The sequence below is a fragment of the Natrinema thermotolerans genome (genome assembly GCF_031165565.1).
GTDB classification, from domain to species: Archaea; Halobacteriota; Halobacteria; order Halobacteriales; family Natrialbaceae; genus Natrinema; species Natrinema thermotolerans.
In genome coordinates, this window is record NZ_CP101873.1 from 3,896,247 (window position 1) to 3,911,321 (window position 15,075).

Annotated in this window: 14 protein-coding genes and 1 tRNA gene; 3 read left to right on the forward strand and 12 right to left on the reverse strand. The window is 63.5% G+C overall.

The genetic code is table 11. The features are described 5' to 3' along the window. Positions 1 to 37: 37 nt before the first annotated feature. On the forward strand, positions 38 to 1,027 hold the full coding sequence (locus tag NP511_RS20020; protein ID WP_049906057.1) for a nucleoside recognition protein: 990 nt from the start codon (positions 38 to 40) through the stop codon (positions 1,025 to 1,027). A 91-nt stretch (positions 1,028 to 1,118) separates the two neighbouring features. Here NP511_RS20020 and NP511_RS20025 read toward each other — a convergent pair whose 3' ends face one another. From NP511_RS20025 to NP511_RS20050, 6 genes are all read right to left on the reverse strand, one after another. Continuing rightward, positions 1,119 to 1,511, reverse strand: coding sequence for an SPW repeat domain-containing protein (locus NP511_RS20025; protein ID WP_049966835.1), 393 nt, complete (start codon positions 1,509 to 1,511; stop codon positions 1,119 to 1,121). A 188-nt stretch (positions 1,512 to 1,699) separates the two neighbouring features. Next, the gene (locus NP511_RS20030; RefSeq protein WP_049966836.1) at positions 1,700 to 2,128 is read right to left on the reverse strand and encodes an SPW repeat domain-containing protein; all 429 of its coding nucleotides are present in this window, start codon (positions 2,126 to 2,128) and stop codon (positions 1,700 to 1,702) included. A gap of 199 nt (positions 2,129 to 2,327) precedes the next feature. Beyond that, positions 2,328 to 2,555, reverse strand: coding sequence for a hypothetical protein (locus NP511_RS20035; RefSeq protein WP_233274373.1), 228 nt, complete (start codon positions 2,553 to 2,555; stop codon positions 2,328 to 2,330). 896 nt (positions 2,556 to 3,451) lie between these two features. Continuing rightward, on the reverse strand, positions 3,452 to 4,423 hold the full coding sequence (locus NP511_RS20040; RefSeq protein WP_136396923.1) for a hypothetical protein: 972 nt from the start codon (positions 4,421 to 4,423) through the stop codon (positions 3,452 to 3,454). 201 nt (positions 4,424 to 4,624) lie between these two features. Further along, positions 4,625 to 4,799: transfer RNA gene (locus tag NP511_RS20045), tRNA-Trp, on the reverse strand. 52 nt (positions 4,800 to 4,851) lie between these two features. Further along, positions 4,852 to 5,730 (reverse strand): DUF5794 domain-containing protein, encoded by an 879-nt coding sequence (locus NP511_RS20050; RefSeq protein WP_049966838.1) that lies wholly within the window; start codon positions 5,728 to 5,730, stop codon positions 4,852 to 4,854. Positions 5,731 to 6,248: 518 nt separating this feature from the next. On the opposite strand from NP511_RS20050, the gene guaB reads away from it, so the two are divergent. Further along, on the forward strand, positions 6,249 to 7,751 hold the full coding sequence (gene guaB, locus NP511_RS20055) for an IMP dehydrogenase (protein WP_049966840.1): 1,503 nt from the start codon (positions 6,249 to 6,251) through the stop codon (positions 7,749 to 7,751). 4 nt (positions 7,752 to 7,755) lie between these two features. Here guaB and cmk read toward each other — a convergent pair whose 3' ends face one another. Continuing rightward, complete coding sequence (gene cmk / locus NP511_RS20060) at positions 7,756 to 8,367, reverse strand: (d)CMP kinase (protein ID WP_006651230.1); 612 nt, start codon at positions 8,365 to 8,367, stop codon at positions 7,756 to 7,758. Between the two features lie 139 nt (positions 8,368 to 8,506). Next, a complete protein-coding gene (locus NP511_RS20065; RefSeq protein ID WP_006651231.1) occupies positions 8,507 to 8,986 on the reverse strand; it encodes a cupin domain-containing protein in 480 nt (159 codons plus the stop codon). A gap of 129 nt (positions 8,987 to 9,115) precedes the next feature. Between NP511_RS20065 and NP511_RS20070 the strand changes: the two genes are divergently transcribed. Beyond that, entirely contained in the window at positions 9,116 to 9,649 is a 534-nt protein-coding gene (locus tag NP511_RS20070) for a hypothetical protein (protein WP_371827953.1), read from the forward strand. Positions 9,650 to 9,706: 57 nt separating this feature from the next. Here NP511_RS20070 and NP511_RS20075 read toward each other — a convergent pair whose 3' ends face one another. From NP511_RS20075 to NP511_RS20090, 4 genes are all read right to left on the reverse strand, one after another. Continuing rightward, the gene (locus NP511_RS20075; protein WP_049966842.1) at positions 9,707 to 11,470 is read right to left on the reverse strand and encodes a YcaO-like family protein; all 1,764 of its coding nucleotides are present in this window, start codon (positions 11,468 to 11,470) and stop codon (positions 9,707 to 9,709) included. A 64-nt stretch (positions 11,471 to 11,534) separates the two neighbouring features. Continuing rightward, positions 11,535 to 12,773 (reverse strand): cation:proton antiporter, encoded by a 1,239-nt coding sequence (locus tag NP511_RS20080; protein ID WP_049966843.1) that lies wholly within the window; start codon positions 12,771 to 12,773, stop codon positions 11,535 to 11,537. A 125-nt stretch (positions 12,774 to 12,898) separates the two neighbouring features. After that, positions 12,899 to 14,383, reverse strand: coding sequence for an MATE family efflux transporter (locus NP511_RS20085; protein ID WP_049966844.1), 1,485 nt, complete (start codon positions 14,381 to 14,383; stop codon positions 12,899 to 12,901). After that, positions 14,380 to 15,009, reverse strand: coding sequence for a TetR/AcrR family transcriptional regulator (locus tag NP511_RS20090; protein ID WP_084158325.1), 630 nt, complete (start codon positions 15,007 to 15,009; stop codon positions 14,380 to 14,382). Before NP511_RS20090 ends, NP511_RS20085 begins: the two co-directional genes overlap by 4 nt. Positions 15,010 to 15,075: the final 66 nt, after the last annotated feature.

The window sequence follows — 15,075 nt, forward strand, 5'->3', positions numbered from 1 at the left end:
CGACGGCCCTTTGCTCCCGGGCTCCAAACTGGCCGCCGTGCAGACAGTCGTCTCGGTCCTCCTCGAGGAAGCGCTCCCGCGCGTGGTGACGATCACGCTGTTGATCGGCGCGGGCGTCGGGCTGGCGAACCTCGCGGTGGAGTACGGTCTCGTCACGGTCGTCGCCCGGGTCGGGCGCTATCTCACGGAGCCGGCGAACCTCCCGCCGGAGGTGGGCACCGCCGTCCTCACGAACACCGTCTCGGTGACCGCGGGCTACGGCATGCTCGCGGAGTTCCGCGAGGAGGGGCTGTTGGACGACCGCGCGACGCTGATCGCCGTCGTCATCAACACGTTCTTCGGCTTCGTCCAGCACATCTTCACCTACTACGGCCCGGTCCTCGTCCCCATCCTGGGGGTCCAGGTCGGGCTCATGTACGTCGGCGCGCGTGCGGGAATCTCGCTGGGCATCTCGCTCGTTGGCCTGCTCGCCGGTGCCGTCCTCCTCCGTGGCTACGAGTACGACCCCCACGCACTCGACCCCGAGACGCCCGAGGAAGAGGTCCGGACGACCCGCGACAAGTTCCGCGCCGCCGGCACGAGTACGCTCGAGCGGCTCCGATCGATCGTGCCCCGACTGGCCGTCGTCTACTCGCTGGTCTTTCTCGCGCTCGAGTACTCCGATCGGATCCTCGAAGCCCTTGCCGAGGTCGGGATCACCGAGCCGGCCGCGGCCGTCGACCCGATCGCCGGCCTGCTCGGCCTACCGGGCGCGGCAGTCCCGGTGATCCTCGTCTCGCTGGTCGATCCGACGACCGGCGCGATCACGGTCGCGCCGCTGATCGGGGACGTCCTGACGCCCGATCAGGCGGTGATCACGCTGCTGGTCGGGGGCCTGGTGTCGCTGACGATCGGCACCGTCAAGCGCTCGATCCCGTTCCAGTTCGGGATCTGGGGTGCGTCGTTCGGAACGAAGGTGATCGTCGTCAACGTCGGGCTGAAGGCCGCGTTCATCCTCGTCGCCATCGCCGTCTTCTTCGTCGCCTGAAACGGGCTGCCTGCGTCGGCGCTCGCTCGAGCGGGCGAAAAATCAGTGTCGGCCCATTGACCTCGACGGCGGACCGTGGACAGCGACGACGCTACGCACTCGCGGCCGACGCGCTCGTCGTTCGGACGCTCCCGTAGATCCCGATCAGCGACAGGATCGCGATGAAAACGCCGGCCAGTCCGTTGATCCCGACGGCAAGCGCCTGTGACGAATCGATCACGTAGGGAGCGGCCGCGATCCAGACGCCGAGCAGCGTCAGCACCGCGGCGAGGACGATGCTCGGCGACCGCTGCTCGCCGGTCCGGTAGGCGTGAACCGAGGCCAGCAGGGCGACGAGCGCACCGACGAGGACGTTGTGGATACCAAGCGTGTCGGTGATGGTAAAGACCGCCGTCGAAACCATGACGAACGCCCCCAAGACCGCGGTCAGTCCCGCCGTTCGTTCGACCAGTACCGCCGCATCGTCCGCTTGGTGGGTACTCATATTCGGTACTACTGACAGCCACGCATATGAGAGCAGCGGCGATTCCTCGCGACGGGGACTCGAGCAGCGCCGGTATCCGGCGGAGCCACGGCGGTTACCGACCGGATCACGTGGACTGTCGGAAGTCATTGCCGAGGCACCCACAGGACGGGCGCGGTTACACCCGACAACCGTTACGACGAGCCGTCTCAGGCCCGGGTTCGCGCACGCTCCGGCGTGTCGGCCTTATTGTTGGCGTAGGCGTTGTACGCCGCGAGGGCCGCGACGAGCAGCCCCGAGATCGCCGTCCCGGTCGCCAGCGCGTTGCCGCCCATGTCGATAAACGAGGGCGAGACGAGTGCCCACAGCCCCAGCAGGACCGTTAGCGACGCGACCCCGACGCTGGCCAGTCGGTCCTTCGACAGCCGGTAGAAGTTGTAACCGGCCGTCAGGAAGATCGCCGTCCCGACCAGCGTATCGTTCCAGACCGCCGCGTCCGTCGACTCGAGCAGGAACGGCGACGCGACCAGATACAGGCCAAGCAGCGCCGCGAGGGCGCTGACCCACTGCATCACGTCGGTGTTGAGCGAGTTGTAGTCGGTGCGGGTCCGGCGTTCGGTTTCGGATGCGTCGCTCATGTTTCTCAACCGAGGGTAGCCGAGTGTCGGTGATAACGACAGTGCCTGCAGTCGTCGGGCGGTTCATACCGGCTCGGGATGCGGGCCGGCCGGTGGCGAATACGAACTGTTGGACGACACGCAGGACGGATTCTAAGCGAGATCGACGCGGCTCTCAGTCTCACCGACTCCGAGCGGCCACGAGAACGGACACATCGTGTCACTCCACATCGATCGGTGGCTCGGAGACACCAGCAGGCTCGAGTTCGGCTACCGCTCTCAGGGCGTCGATGCTCTGATACGAATCCAGGTCGTACGTGTCCAGCGTTTCAGTCGCGAGAACCCACGCCTGTCTCGCCAATTCGGAGTCGGTGTCCTGACGGCGGTACGAAAACTCCGCTAATGCCACAGCGATCAGTAGGTCATCGCGGAGACGATCGATACTCATGCGCGTAAACATATATCACAGCACATAAATAGATTGTCGTGGCTCAGAGTTCGAGGTACAATCGTATATTCGAATTTGATTACGAACACGCGTCGGCAATACAGGTCACATTCGAATAGTTCCACACACGACCCCAGAATCCACTGGGGTTCGACGCACTGAATGACCCGTTTCCGGCCCGAAAGTAGCGGAACCTATCGGTCACTCGGAGACGAACGACGGTTCAAACGATGGATCGACTCGAGAGATGCACACGAGGTGTCGCGACTCGTGTGCATATTCGGGAATCGGATTCTATCGACGTGTGATCCTTGTGAGAAGGTATTCTGAAGACGTGACTGTGTGCCTGACGCTGTTTATACTACCTCACTTGCTCCGTCGACAGTCGTCTTTGCGTCCACGACATCCAGCGACACACAATAATAGAAGAAAACAAGACAGACGAGTGGAATTATTGGCCCGCATGGGTTTAAACCGAAGAACGGTAATCAGTAATGCAGGTGTGGGAGTTCTGGCAACAGTAGCGGGGTGTTCTGGTAGCGATGGTACTGGTGGAATCGGTGGCGGCCTGTCCGTCGAGAGCGTCAACGCCCAGACTACTTCGTTTGGGAATGTCGTTCTCACCGTTTCAGTCTCGAATAGTAATAGCTCCTCAAAGTCAAGTACGTTAGTCGGGCAAGTCGATGTCTCCGGCGGAGACACCTACACAGAACGGCGTGAGATTACAGTTACTGGGGATAGTTCGAGTTCGTTTGAGCTTGAGTTCGATATTGCCATCTCGGAGTCGCTCTCCAGCGATCAATACGAATACGATGCTCAACTCGAAGGATAGAACTACATGGGAGAACGAGCGACCACGCGGAAACAATACCTAGATAACCTATGATGTGACCGGCTTATCGGGCTTGAAGTTCTTTCTGCCATAATTTTGCTTCTTCTATTGCTTTTGACGCCGCCTCACGCGGAGCATCAATATAATCAGATAATACTTCAGTCAGTTCATCCTCGAATCCACTCGTAGCGATCTTGCGTAGAGATGGATCTTGTAACCGTTCACGGATTTCATTTTGATTCTCATGGATGATTTCTAGCTCATCATCTGAAACATAATGTGAGAGAAAGAATGCGATATCTCCGTCCTCAATAGCCCGGGACAGATTTACACCATCGCTTGCTAGTATCCGATGGACATTGTTTTCACCAAGTATTTTGTCTATGTCCAGAGCCTGGTCTATTGTTTTTCGATTAAAACTATGAGTCTCGTAATCTGTATGTGAATATACTCTCCGCAAGTCTACAGCAGATGCTTGACATATAACCACTTTTCCATTGTCATGTTTGGCTAAGATGTCTTCCTCAATCCAGTCACGAATCTTGTCGCGCCCTACCTTGTTTGGAGATTCGAATCGTTCTGGAAATCCCTTTGGAGGAATCACGTATGTGTTTGCTGTTAACATCTCTGCCTCATTGTTCTCTTGAATATGATACTTCAGGAACTTCTTCTCTTTCTTGTTCCCTTCATAATCGTTATAAAATGTTATTATGATTGCAGGAAGTGGACGCCAATATTTTTCTATTATCCTCTTTTTTGATATATTATCGTGCTTCAGGCTTCTGAGCATCCATTCGTAATCAGATATTTCTTCCTCTCGTCTCTCCAGTTTATCTCTGAGCCGTTTTTCTATCTCTAGAGCTTGTTCATTTCCTTTGATCTCATCGCGGGACACCCCTTCTTGGACAGCAGAGGTCGTAACCCACCCGATTCCTTGCTTCACAGTCCAATCAGTTGCCGATTTCAGTCCTTGTCTCGCTACTATCAGAAAAGCTGCCCCTGCCACAAATATAAAAGTATCCAAATAGTCAACCATACTATATGATCTCAAATCAAAAGACAATCAATCTGTCGATGTGTTTCTGGCTACACATTACTTTCACACAGTAACATCATCTGAAAACAGGAGACAACTACGGACACCATTCCCTGATCGACTGAAACAAGCACCACATGGAGGGCGGGAAATTAAGGAAGAAACCCTCTGCTACTAATTTTGGAGCAGTAAGAAGTTTAGTGGGGTCGGAGGGATTTGAACCCCCGATCTACTGATATCTCCGGTGCGCCTCGGAACTCCAGAGGGTCATCACACGGACACTGATCAGGTGCCCGATCAGTATATCAGTCTGGAGTGTCGTCCCGGGCGCGTTGCCTCTGGAGTCAGCCGCCATGCCTGGCTTGGCCACGACCCCTCGAGTCTTCGTTGGGTGATGATCCCTAAAGTGGTTTCGATTCAGAATCGCCCTACAGCCACGGGGCACGGCCCGGCGTATCGGTCCCGTCGTCCGCGGACTCGCCGTCGACGGCCGGCGACTCCGTCGCGTCCCCGCCGTCGGCCAGCGCGTCCATCTTGGCGGCCGCGCTCCCGTCGGCGCTCGAGTCCTCGTCCTCGCCCGTGCGGAAGGGGATATCGACGGCGAAGAGGCCGGCAACGACCAGGGCCGCCAGCGGGGCCTGTCCGAAGGCCATCCCGAGCAGGGACAGCGGGAGCAGGCCCAGGGCGACGGCGCTGCCGAAGCGGAACCGATCGATGTCCATGTACTCCCGGAGGTAGGGGCCCGAGAGCGCGATGGCCAGCGCGAAGCCGACGCCGACGCCCGCTGCCAGCGTCGCGTTCGCGACGAGGGCGGGGTCGGTCAGCACCGCGAACTCCGCCCCCGAGGGGTCGACGCTCGCGACCAGACCTAACCCGATGACGACGACGGGGTTGGGGAGGGACTCGCCGATGGTCGCGCTGGCGGTCTGGGCCGCGATCGTGGCGATGACCAGCGCCGCGAACCGCTCGAAGATGCCGATGTCGATGACGCTCGCGATCGCCGGGGCGAACGCCGCCTGCACCGCCGCCAGCAGGATCAGTGGGAGCCCGACTAGCAAGACGACCGTCGCCTGCTCGCGGGGAGACCCCTCCATCTCCGCGAGGATGACCGCGACGGTGGCGCTGCCACCGAAGATCAGCAATCCAACCTGAAGGGCCCCGAGTGGCTCGTCGAGCGCACCGGCCAGGATCAGTGCGGGGAAGACGCCGTCGACTAACGGCAGCATCATCACGAGTGCCAGGAGTCTGGCATCGCCCCCCACGATACGCTCCATCTGGAGCGCGACTGGGTGTTGGGACGTACTCATCGGTCAGGGTCGATGGCCATGACCCGAGGCCGATGGGTAAGAGGACGGGCGGTCCCGCACCGACTGGTCCGTGGGCCAGTCGATCGGATTCGGATTAGGGCCTCGAGCTGTGAGTTTCGCTGTAAAATTCCCGAACATCGTCGTGACGGAGTCGGAACTCGTCAGACCGGCGGTCCGGGCGTCGAATGCACTCACAGCGTACATACACGGCAAGACGGGGGGATTGTCAATAAACGTTGTGTGAGAAACGATTCCACGACTCGGTGATCGTTCCGCCGACGACGCACAGATGTGGACGAAAGCGGACGGATCTGCGCTCGCGGTGGGCGTTCGTCTCAGGACCACGGGAACGAGACGCCGGAACACACGGGCGACCGGTCGGAACGCGGGCAACGGCTCGAGCGGCGCTACGGTGCCGACGACCGGACCGTGGCGAATCGCCCGTTGAGTGACTCGTCAACCGTTCACAGCCGGGTTTGTCTCGCAACGTTTTTCCCCGGGGACCACGGACGGCTTACATGGCGAACGACGTTCCCGAGCACGAGCCCTATTCTTCGAAACTGCAGGTACCGGAAGCGCTAACCTTCGACGACGTCCTTCTCCGCCCCAAGGAGAGCCGCGTCGAACCCGACGACGCCGACCTCACGTCACACGTCTCGAAACACGTCGAACTCTCGGTTCCCATCCTCTCGGCGGCGATGGACACCGTCACCGAGAGCGACATGGCGATCGCGATGGCCCGCCACGGCGGGCTCGGCGTCCTCCATCGGAACATGAACGTCGACCAGATGGTCGAGGAGATCGGCCGCGTCAAGAGCGCGGACGAACTCATCATCCCGCTGGAGGACGTCGTCACCGCCGATCCCGAGATGTCCGTCCGCGAAGTCGACGAACGGATGGCCCGGCGGGGCGTCGGCGGCGCACCTGTCGTCAACACCAACGGCGAGGTGCTTGGCATCATCTCGAGTACGGACATCCGGCCCCACCTCGAGGTCAACGAGGACGACCCGGTCACCGAGGCGATGACAGACGAGGTCATCACGGCTCACGAGGACATCGACGCCCGCGAGGCGTTCGATCTGATGTACGAACACCGGATCGAGCGCGTCCCGGTCGTCGACGACGAGAACCTCCTCGTGGGGCTCGTGACGATGCAGGGCATCCTTCAGCGCCGCGAGTACGGCGAAGCGGTCCGCGACGAGGACGGCCGACTCCGCTGTGGCGTCGCCGTCAGCCCGTTCGAACACGATCGCGCGGTCGCGGCCGACGAAGCCGGCGCGGACGTCCTCTTCATCGACACCGCGCACGCGCACAACCTGAACGTCATCGACGGCGCTCGAGACATCACGGAGTCCGTCGACGCCGACGTGGTCGTCGGCAACATCGGTACGCGCGAGGCGGCCGAGGACCTCGTCGACTTCGCGGACGGACTGAAGGTCGGCATCGGACCGGGCTCGATCTGTACGACGCGTATCGTCTCCGGCTCCGGCATGCCCCAGATCACGGCCGTCGCACAGGTTGCCGACGTGGCCGCCGAACACGACGTCCCGGTCATCGCCGACGGCGGCATCCGGTACTCCGGCGACGCGATCAAGGCGGTCGCCGCCGGCGCGGACGCGGTCATGCTGGGCTCGTACTTCGCCGGCACCGACGAAGCACCCGGCCGCGTGGTCACGATGAACGGCAAGAAGTACAAGCAGTACCGCGGCATGGGATCGGTCGGCGCGATGAAATCCGGCGACGGCGACCGCTATCTCAAGGACGAACCCGAAGAGGAAGACGAGTACGTCCCCGAGGGCGTCGAGGCGGCAACCCCCTACAAGGGAACGCTCAAGTCCGAACTCCACCAGCTCGCGGGCGGCATGCAGTCGGGGATGGGCTATGTCGGTGCCGAGACGATCCCCGAATTCAAAGAGCGCAGCGAGTTCGTCCGGGTCTCCTCGGCCGGACAGGCCGAGAGTCACGCCCACGACGTCGTCATCACCGACGAAGCGCCCAACTACTCGCCCGACGGCGAGTAATCACTTAGGGGTTCATCGGCGGCGTTCGGAACGCCCCTTCGTCGATCTCAGGATCGTATTCCTCGATCGCGGACCGAACGATCGTGAAGACCGCACGCTTGCTCCAGCGGGCCGTGTTGATGTGCAGGTCGTAGAACTCCCGGTCGTCGATGTCGATCTCGTAGTAGGACTCGTAGCGGCCGGCCTCGCTGACCTCGCGGACCCGCATCTCCGCCTCGGTCTCGATGCGGTCGTCGATTCGATCGAGTCGAACGGCTTCCGGCGCGTCGAGCCAGAGTCGCAGGTCCGCGCGGTCGCCGGCGATCCAGCCCGCAAGTCGCGACTCGAGGATGAACGGCTTGTTCGACATGCCCCACTTCTCGGCGATCTGCTGGAGCCGCTGGTCGAGTGCGCGGTCGATCTCGTCGGACTCGTCGGCCTTGGCGATGAGCTGGTTGAGGCTCATATCGCGGTCCTCGGCGAGTTCCCGGAAGACCTCGCCGCCGGAGACGTAGGGACAGCCGATCGCGTCGGCGAGTTGTTCACACAGTGTCGTCGCTCCACAACCCGGCGGTCCGGAGACGGTGATAAAAAGCGACGTGTCGATATCGACGGTCGAACCCTCTTGTGCAGCCATACGTCGATACTCTCAGTCCCCAGTGAACAATTTTCCCCTCTTTCCTCGGGAGCGAAAGCACCCGGATCGGTGAGAACGAGAGTCATCGACGGGGTCGACCGCCGAGTTCACGCCGGTACTAAATCGCCGTGTCGCTCCGTTACGGCGGAACGAACGTGTTGCCACATTCGGTACAGGTCAGACGGAAGTTGCCGTCGTCGGTGAGTTCGAGACCGTGGCCGATCTCCTCCTCGCACTCCTGACAGTAGACCAGCGACTCGAGCTGGTCCCAGTCGTGTTTCGATTTGGGTGCGCCGAAGGCGAATCCGACGACCTGCTCGTCGGTGTCGTTGTAGCCGGTCTGGAAGTCGCCGGGCTCGAACCGGATCACCTCGCCCTCGTCGACGATGACTTCGCCCGCTTCCGTATCGAAGGTCGCGGTCCCCTCTTGGACGTAGAAGACCTCTTCCTGATCGTGGTGAGTGTGCATTCCGCCCGAGAACGACTCGCCGGGCTCGAGTTCGAAGTAGTTCATCGCGAAGTCGGTAAAGCCGAGCGCGTCCGAAATCGGCCGGCGAACCGAATGGACGTCCATCGGGTTGACTTCGATCTCGACGTCGTCGATCGCTGTTTTCTCCATGAACGATAGTTAGGATAGTGGACCAAAAAGACAGTGGGTGTCGATGGCTGACGCATGGGGGGATCGGAGCCGACGGCGACCCGGTACCGAAGAGTAACGCATACGGTCGTCCAAGCCTGAGATAGCCACGTGAACCGCCGTACGGTACTTCGAACCGCCGGGGTGGCCGCCGTCGCCGGGCTATCGGGTTGTCTCGATACCTTGCGGGAACACTATCAGGGCAGCTTTCAGGGACTGATCCCGCTCGAAATCAAAAGCGAGGCCGACCGTCACTACAACATCGTCCTCGAGGCCTACGAGTCCGGGACCGACCGACAGACCTACGACGAGAGCTACACCGTCACGCCCGACCAGACGGTGTCGGCACCGCATCTCGATGCAATCGAGCAGAGCTTCCGAGTGACCAAGTTCGTGGACGCGGACGGCGAGCGAACGAGCAGGGAGACGACGCTCAGGCCCGAGACCGAACTCGTGACCGTTCGGATTACCGATGACGACCTGATACTGGATATCGAACGCGGTGAGGAGGCCGGCGGGGAGCCGACACCGCCGTCCGAACCGCCGGACAGCCCCGTCGGGAACGAATCGAACGTGAGTGACGGGGACTCGACGAACGCGACCGAAACGAACGAGACGACTCCCGACTCGGACGGGTCGACATAACTCGCTGACGCGGCCCGGGACCGCTTTTCGAGGAGAGAACGGCCGAACAGCGACGCGTCAGGGATAGGGATGAAACGCCCGCTCGAGGCGCGGCTCGAAGCCGAGGTCCGTTGGAACCGTCTCGGCGCGCTCGCCGAAGTAGGGCTCGTCGGTGAACAGCGGTTGCGCACCGGGGACGACGACCCGGGCGGCCTCGAACCCGATCGCCTCGACGTCCCGGGTCGTCAGCCGCGCCGCGTGGGGCGTCAGCCCCGCGTCGGCCACCCGATCGACCAACGCCTCGAGTCGGTCGCGACCGGTCGGGACGGGGTCGGGGCCGACGCTCTCGGCGGGGACGGTCGACTCGACGTCGACGAACGATCGCGCTCGCTCCGGGAAGGCGGCGTAGGTGCCGATATCGCCGCCCGCCGAATCGGCCTCGTCGGAGCCGAGGCTCCGCAGTTCCATCCAGTTCTGGAGCGCCTCCTCGAGGGCTGCCGTCGCGGCCGCCGCGGCGTCGAGGCCGGCCGCCGAGCCGACGGCGAACGCCGGCCACGCGTCGTCGTCGGGCGCGACCGGACCGTCCCCGAGGGCCGCCGGATTCCGGTGGACGGCGACGGCCACCACGGGGACGTCGACGTCCTGTGTCACGAGCAGCGGCGTCACCGACAGGCCTTGACTCTCCGCACGGCGCTCGAGGCGATCGAACACCGGGGCGTCGACGGCCAGCCCGAGCGGGTCGAACGTCGAGTACCACGCGAGCATCGTCGCATCGCGCTCGACGACTTCGGTCAGTCCGGAGACGAGCGCGTCGACCGTCGAGGAGCCGAGTCCCAGCCCGGTCGTGATCGCCGGGACCAGCGCCGGGCCGGGCTGGGGAAACTGGACCGCGGCCGCCGGTAGGTGGACCTGCTCGCCGCTCACGAGGTCCTCGCCGGGAACCCAGCGGTGTTCGGCGGCGGGATCGTAGGCGGGGCCGTCGTCCGGCCGGACCAGCTCCGTCGGCGGGACCGGGTTCTCGAGGTCGCCCTCGCTCGCGCGGACGAAGTCCGGCTCGCGGTAGACGCCGGCGCAGTAGCGCTCGAGGCCCTCGCCGACGGCCTTCATCAACGCGGCGTTCCAATCGTCGGCGACGCCAGCGGCCTGTCGCGGCGCGCTCGCGTCGCTGTAGGCGGTCGTGTCCGCGACCGTCGCGAGGTAGTACGGCGACGGGAACGACTCCACCTCGGCGATGCTCCCGACCGGGCCGATCCGGTCGTCGATCGCCCGCTCGGCGGCCTCGACGGCCGCCTCGAGACCGAGCGTGTCCGCGTCCTCGCGGTCGAGGGACCGGTCCTGGTGGCCGTCGGCACACCCACAACCGGGGGCCGGCAGCAGTTCGCGGCGGGCGTAGGGCAGCTCCCGGACCGCGCCCATAATCGAGCGCTCGTCGCCCGAGAGGACGCGCACACACTCTCGGCCGGCGACGGCCCCGGCCAGCCGAGCCGCGCTCCGATCCGCCTGCGGGCCGTCGGCCCGCTCCTCGAGTTGGGACGCGACGCGGGCGCGCAGACAGTCGAAGCAGGCGGTCGCGGGGGCGAACCCCGAAATCGCGGCGTCGACCGTCGGGATCGGGTAGCCACCGACGCCGCCGATCTCGACGGCGATCCAGGGGGTATCCCCCGCCCGTGCGGCCTCGTTGGCCCGTTCGAACGTCGCCGCGCCGGCAACATCGCTGACGACCGCGAACCGAGCGTCGCCGATCGCCGACGCCTCTGCCTCCCGGACGCCGACGTCGACGTCTTCGAGCGCGGTGACGACCGCCTCGCGGACCGGGTCGTCGCCCACGACGTGGATTTGCATACCCCTAGCTGCTCGCGCGGCCGGGAAAAACGCCCCGCTCGAGCATCGCGGGAACCCGCGAGGGTCAGTCTTCGGCCGGCGTCGCCGAATCGACGTAAACGAGTTCGTCGCGGGACTCGAGCAGCCGCACGCCCCAGGTGACGGTGACGGGGACGAGCGCAGTCGTGAAGACGGCGATGAACACGAGAATCGAGAACATCGACTGGTCGATAACGCCGGCCTGAAAGGCGACTTCGGCGATGATGATCTCGACGGTGCCGCGGCCGTTCATGCCGAAGCCGACGACCAGTCCCTCCCGAGAGGTCAGCGAGGTGGGCAGCGAGAACAGCCACGAGCCGACGATCTTGCCGAGGAAGGCGATGGCCACCAGCGCGGCGAGGACGGCGAGGGAGTCGGCGAAGACGTCGAAGGTGATCTGGAAGCCGACCGTGACGAAGAAGATCGGCGCGAACAGCCCCATCGCGAGGTCGTACATGACGGTGTGCATGTGTTCGTAGAGCCCGGGCTCGACGTCGGCCTGCCGGAGGAACATCCCAGACATGAAGCCGCCGATTATCATGTGGAGGTCCGCCAGCGTCGCCAGCTGGGCGAAGAGTAGGGAGACCAACAGCGCGAAGGTGAAGGCGGTGGTCCGGTCGACGAACCCGTAGCGTTCGCGCTGGCGCTCGATGGAGCGCCAGGCGTACGGGAGAAACCGGTAGCCGATCAGCAGCGTCGCCGCGAAAAAGCCCGCCGCCTGCAGCAGGATGACGCCGATCTCGGACGGCTCGAGCGCGCCCGCCGTCACGTAGCTGTCGACGCCGGCGAACGCGATCAACACGCCAACGTCCGAGGCCAGCGCCCCGCCGAGCAACACGTTCGCGATCCGCGTATCGAGCAACTCGAGGTCGGCGAGGATGCGCGATTTCGTGGCCAGCGACGTGGCGGCCATCGCGAGGCCCAAAAAGAGCGCCGCGCCGACGGAGACGCCGAGCCAGACGCCGGCAGCGTAGCCGAGTCCGAAGGGGATGACGAATGCCCCGAAGGCGATCAACAGCGACTGGGGACCGAGTTCGAACAGTTCCCGCAGGTCGACCTCCATCCCGACGTAGACCATCAACAGGAACACGCCCAGCTCCGAGAGAACCGTGAGCAGTTCGGAGGGGCGCAAGAGCCCGAGCAGCGCGGGGCCGAAGGCGATGCCGGCGAACAGTTCGCCCATCATCGTCGGATAGCCAAAGCGCTCGGCGACCGCGCCGAACACCCACGCGACCGAGAGGACGAGCAGGAGACTCAGGATGTCGATACCGACGGCGTCGACCATCGGTCACACCACCGTTCGGCGGCCCGGACGGCCGGGAAGCTGTTCGCCGCGAGCGACGCACCGGAGCGGATCAGTCACGGTATCGGTCGACGTGCCAGAGCGAGATTACGTCTCGGGTTGCATCGCTAGTCGTCGGTACTCGCGTCTACCTCGCCGACCTCGAGGTCGTCGCCCGAACCGGCAGCCATCGGATCGTCGGTGACGTCGGCGTCCCGCCACGTGCCACGGCGGTACCAGCCGTAGGCCAGCACCGCACCGACGACGTTCGAGACGGCGAAGGCGACCCAGATCCCCCGGTAGTCGTAGGTCGTCGCGAGGCCGTAGGCGATCGGGAGCCGCACGAGCGCGTAGATCACGATGACGATCGCGGCCGCAGTCAGGGTCTTGCCGGTCCCTCGGAAGCTGCCGTTGTAGGCCCGCATCACGCCGATGAAGCCAAAGGAGGGGGCGACGTACCGAATGAACGTCGTCCCGATCTCGATGACTTCGGTGTTGTCGGTGAACGCGTCGGTGATCGGCTCCGCGGCGAACCACGCCACGATACCCATCGCCCCGAGGATGACGAACATCGTCCGGGCGGCAAAGTCCGCCGCGGCTTTCGCCCGCTCGGGTTTGCCCGCGCCGACGTTCTGCCCGGTCATCGTCTCGACACCGCGGGCGACCGCGATCGCCGGCAGGAAGATGACCGAGAAGACGCGAGTCCCGATTCCGTAGGCCGCCACGACCGTGTCCGGGAAGAACGCGACGATCACCAGCAACAGGTTGATCGACAGTGCCCGGCCCATCCCCTCGATCGAAGCGGGGAAGCCGATGCTCACGAGCCGCTTCGCGAACGAGAGGTCGGGCCGCATCTGGGCCAGTCGGATCCGGACGCCCCGGACGCCGCTGAACATGATCGCCAGCCCGACCACGAGCGCGAGCGAGCGCGAGAAGACCGTCGCGATCGCCGCACCCTCGATCCCGAGTTCGGGAAACGGCCCCCACCCGAAGATCATGAACGGGTCGAGGATCACGTTGAGCAGGACCGAACCGAACATCACGAGCATCGGCGTGATCGTGTCGCCGTACCCGCGCATCAAGGCGATGAACACGAAGAAGCCGAACATGAACGGCATCCCGAGCGAGATGACCTGCATGTAGTCGGTCGCCAGCGGCAACACGGCCTCGGAGGCACCGAGCAGTCCGAGCAGTTCCTCGACGAAGACGTAGCCGACGACGCCGAGTAGCAACGCCGCGAGCAGGGACAGCGCGACGGTCTGGGAGGCGGCGTACTCCGCCTCGGACTCCTCGTCAGCACCGATGTACTGGGCGACGAGAACGCTCCCGGCCACCGAGAGCCCCATCCCGACCGAGATGAGCAGAAAGACCATCGGGAACGCGAAACTGATCGCCGCCAGCGCCTCGGTGCTGTACTGACCTAACCAGAACGTGTCGATGAGGTTGTAGGCGGTCTGCAACAGGTTCGTCACGATGATCGGCAGCGAGAGATAGAACAGCGGCTTCGCGATCCCGCCTTCGGTCAGGTCGAACTCCTCGCGACCCTTGAACAGCCCGGAGACTGGAGCCAACCGCCGTTTGATCCAGCCGACGAGTCGAGCCAGCAGGCTCATCTTTCGGCCCCCGTGTCAACCTCGGGCGACGACCCGTTCCGGTCGGCCGACTCGAGACACAGCGTGTCGTCGATGTACGCATGGATGTACTCCAGCGTCCGTTCCGGCGGTCGATCCACCGCGGCCGCCCGCGTCTGTGCGCCGTGAAACAGGGTGACCAGAAAGTCGGCGGTCGCCTCGGGATCGATGTCCGAGCGGAACTCCTCGGCCTCGACTCCATCAGTGACGAGACCGGCGATGCGGTCCCTGGTGGCACGGTCGAACCCACGCAGTCGCTCCCGGTAGGCCTCATTGTAGGGCGACTGGGCCTTGATCTCGAGGATCGCCGTTCGGAACTCCTCGGACGACTCCTCGTCGCTGGGAGTCAGCAACTGGTCGAGAAACTCGTGCAGTCGCTCGCTCGGCGTCTCGCCGGGGATCGTCTCGGTTCGTTCTTCGAAGTCGTCCAGCAAAAACTCCAGAAACGACTCGAGAAGGTCCTGTTTGCCGTCGAAGTGGTAGTGAATCGTTCCCTTGCTTTTGTCCGACTCCGCGGCGATGTCCTGCATCGTCAACTCCGCATACCCATGCTTGCAGAGCGCCCGGTACGTCGCATCCATGAGATCGTCGATCGTCTCGTCAGTCATGTAGAAGATTCCTACACTAACTTACTGACTGGCCAGTCAAAAGCGCTTCGTAACCGGACGATCACG

Bases quoted from the DNA above. Each gene is read 5' to 3' on its own strand.
- NP511_RS20090 (WP_084158325.1), bottom strand. From the start codon at position 15,009: ATGACTGACGAGACGATCGACGATCTCATGGATGCGACGTACCGGGCG.
- NP511_RS20050 (WP_049966838.1), bottom strand. From the start codon at position 5,730: ATGAGTACGTCCCAACACCCAGTCGCGCTCCAGATGGAGCGTATCGTG.
- cmk (WP_006651230.1), bottom strand. From the start codon at position 8,367: ATGGCTGCACAAGAGGGTTCGACCGTCGATATCGACACGTCGCTTTTT.
- NP511_RS20065 (WP_006651231.1), bottom strand. From the start codon at position 8,986: ATGGAGAAAACAGCGATCGACGACGTCGAGATCGAAGTCAACCCGATG.
- guaB (WP_049966840.1), top strand. From the start codon at position 6,249: ATGGCGAACGACGTTCCCGAGCACGAGCCCTATTCTTCGAAACTGCAG.
- NP511_RS20030 (WP_049966836.1), bottom strand. From the start codon at position 2,128: ATGAGCGACGCATCCGAAACCGAACGCCGGACCCGCACCGACTACAAC.
- NP511_RS20035 (WP_233274373.1), bottom strand. From the start codon at position 2,555: ATGAGTATCGATCGTCTCCGCGATGACCTACTGATCGCTGTGGCATTA.
- NP511_RS20075 (WP_049966842.1), bottom strand. From the start codon at position 11,470: ATGCAAATCCACGTCGTGGGCGACGACCCGGTCCGCGAGGCGGTCGTC.
- NP511_RS20085 (WP_049966844.1), bottom strand. From the start codon at position 14,383: ATGAGCCTGCTGGCTCGACTCGTCGGCTGGATCAAACGGCGGTTGGCT.
- NP511_RS20080 (WP_049966843.1), bottom strand. From the start codon at position 12,773: ATGGTCGACGCCGTCGGTATCGACATCCTGAGTCTCCTGCTCGTCCTC.
- NP511_RS20040 (WP_136396923.1), bottom strand. From the start codon at position 4,423: ATGGTTGACTATTTGGATACTTTTATATTTGTGGCAGGGGCAGCTTTT.
- NP511_RS20025 (WP_049966835.1), bottom strand. From the start codon at position 1,511: ATGAGTACCCACCAAGCGGACGATGCGGCGGTACTGGTCGAACGAACG.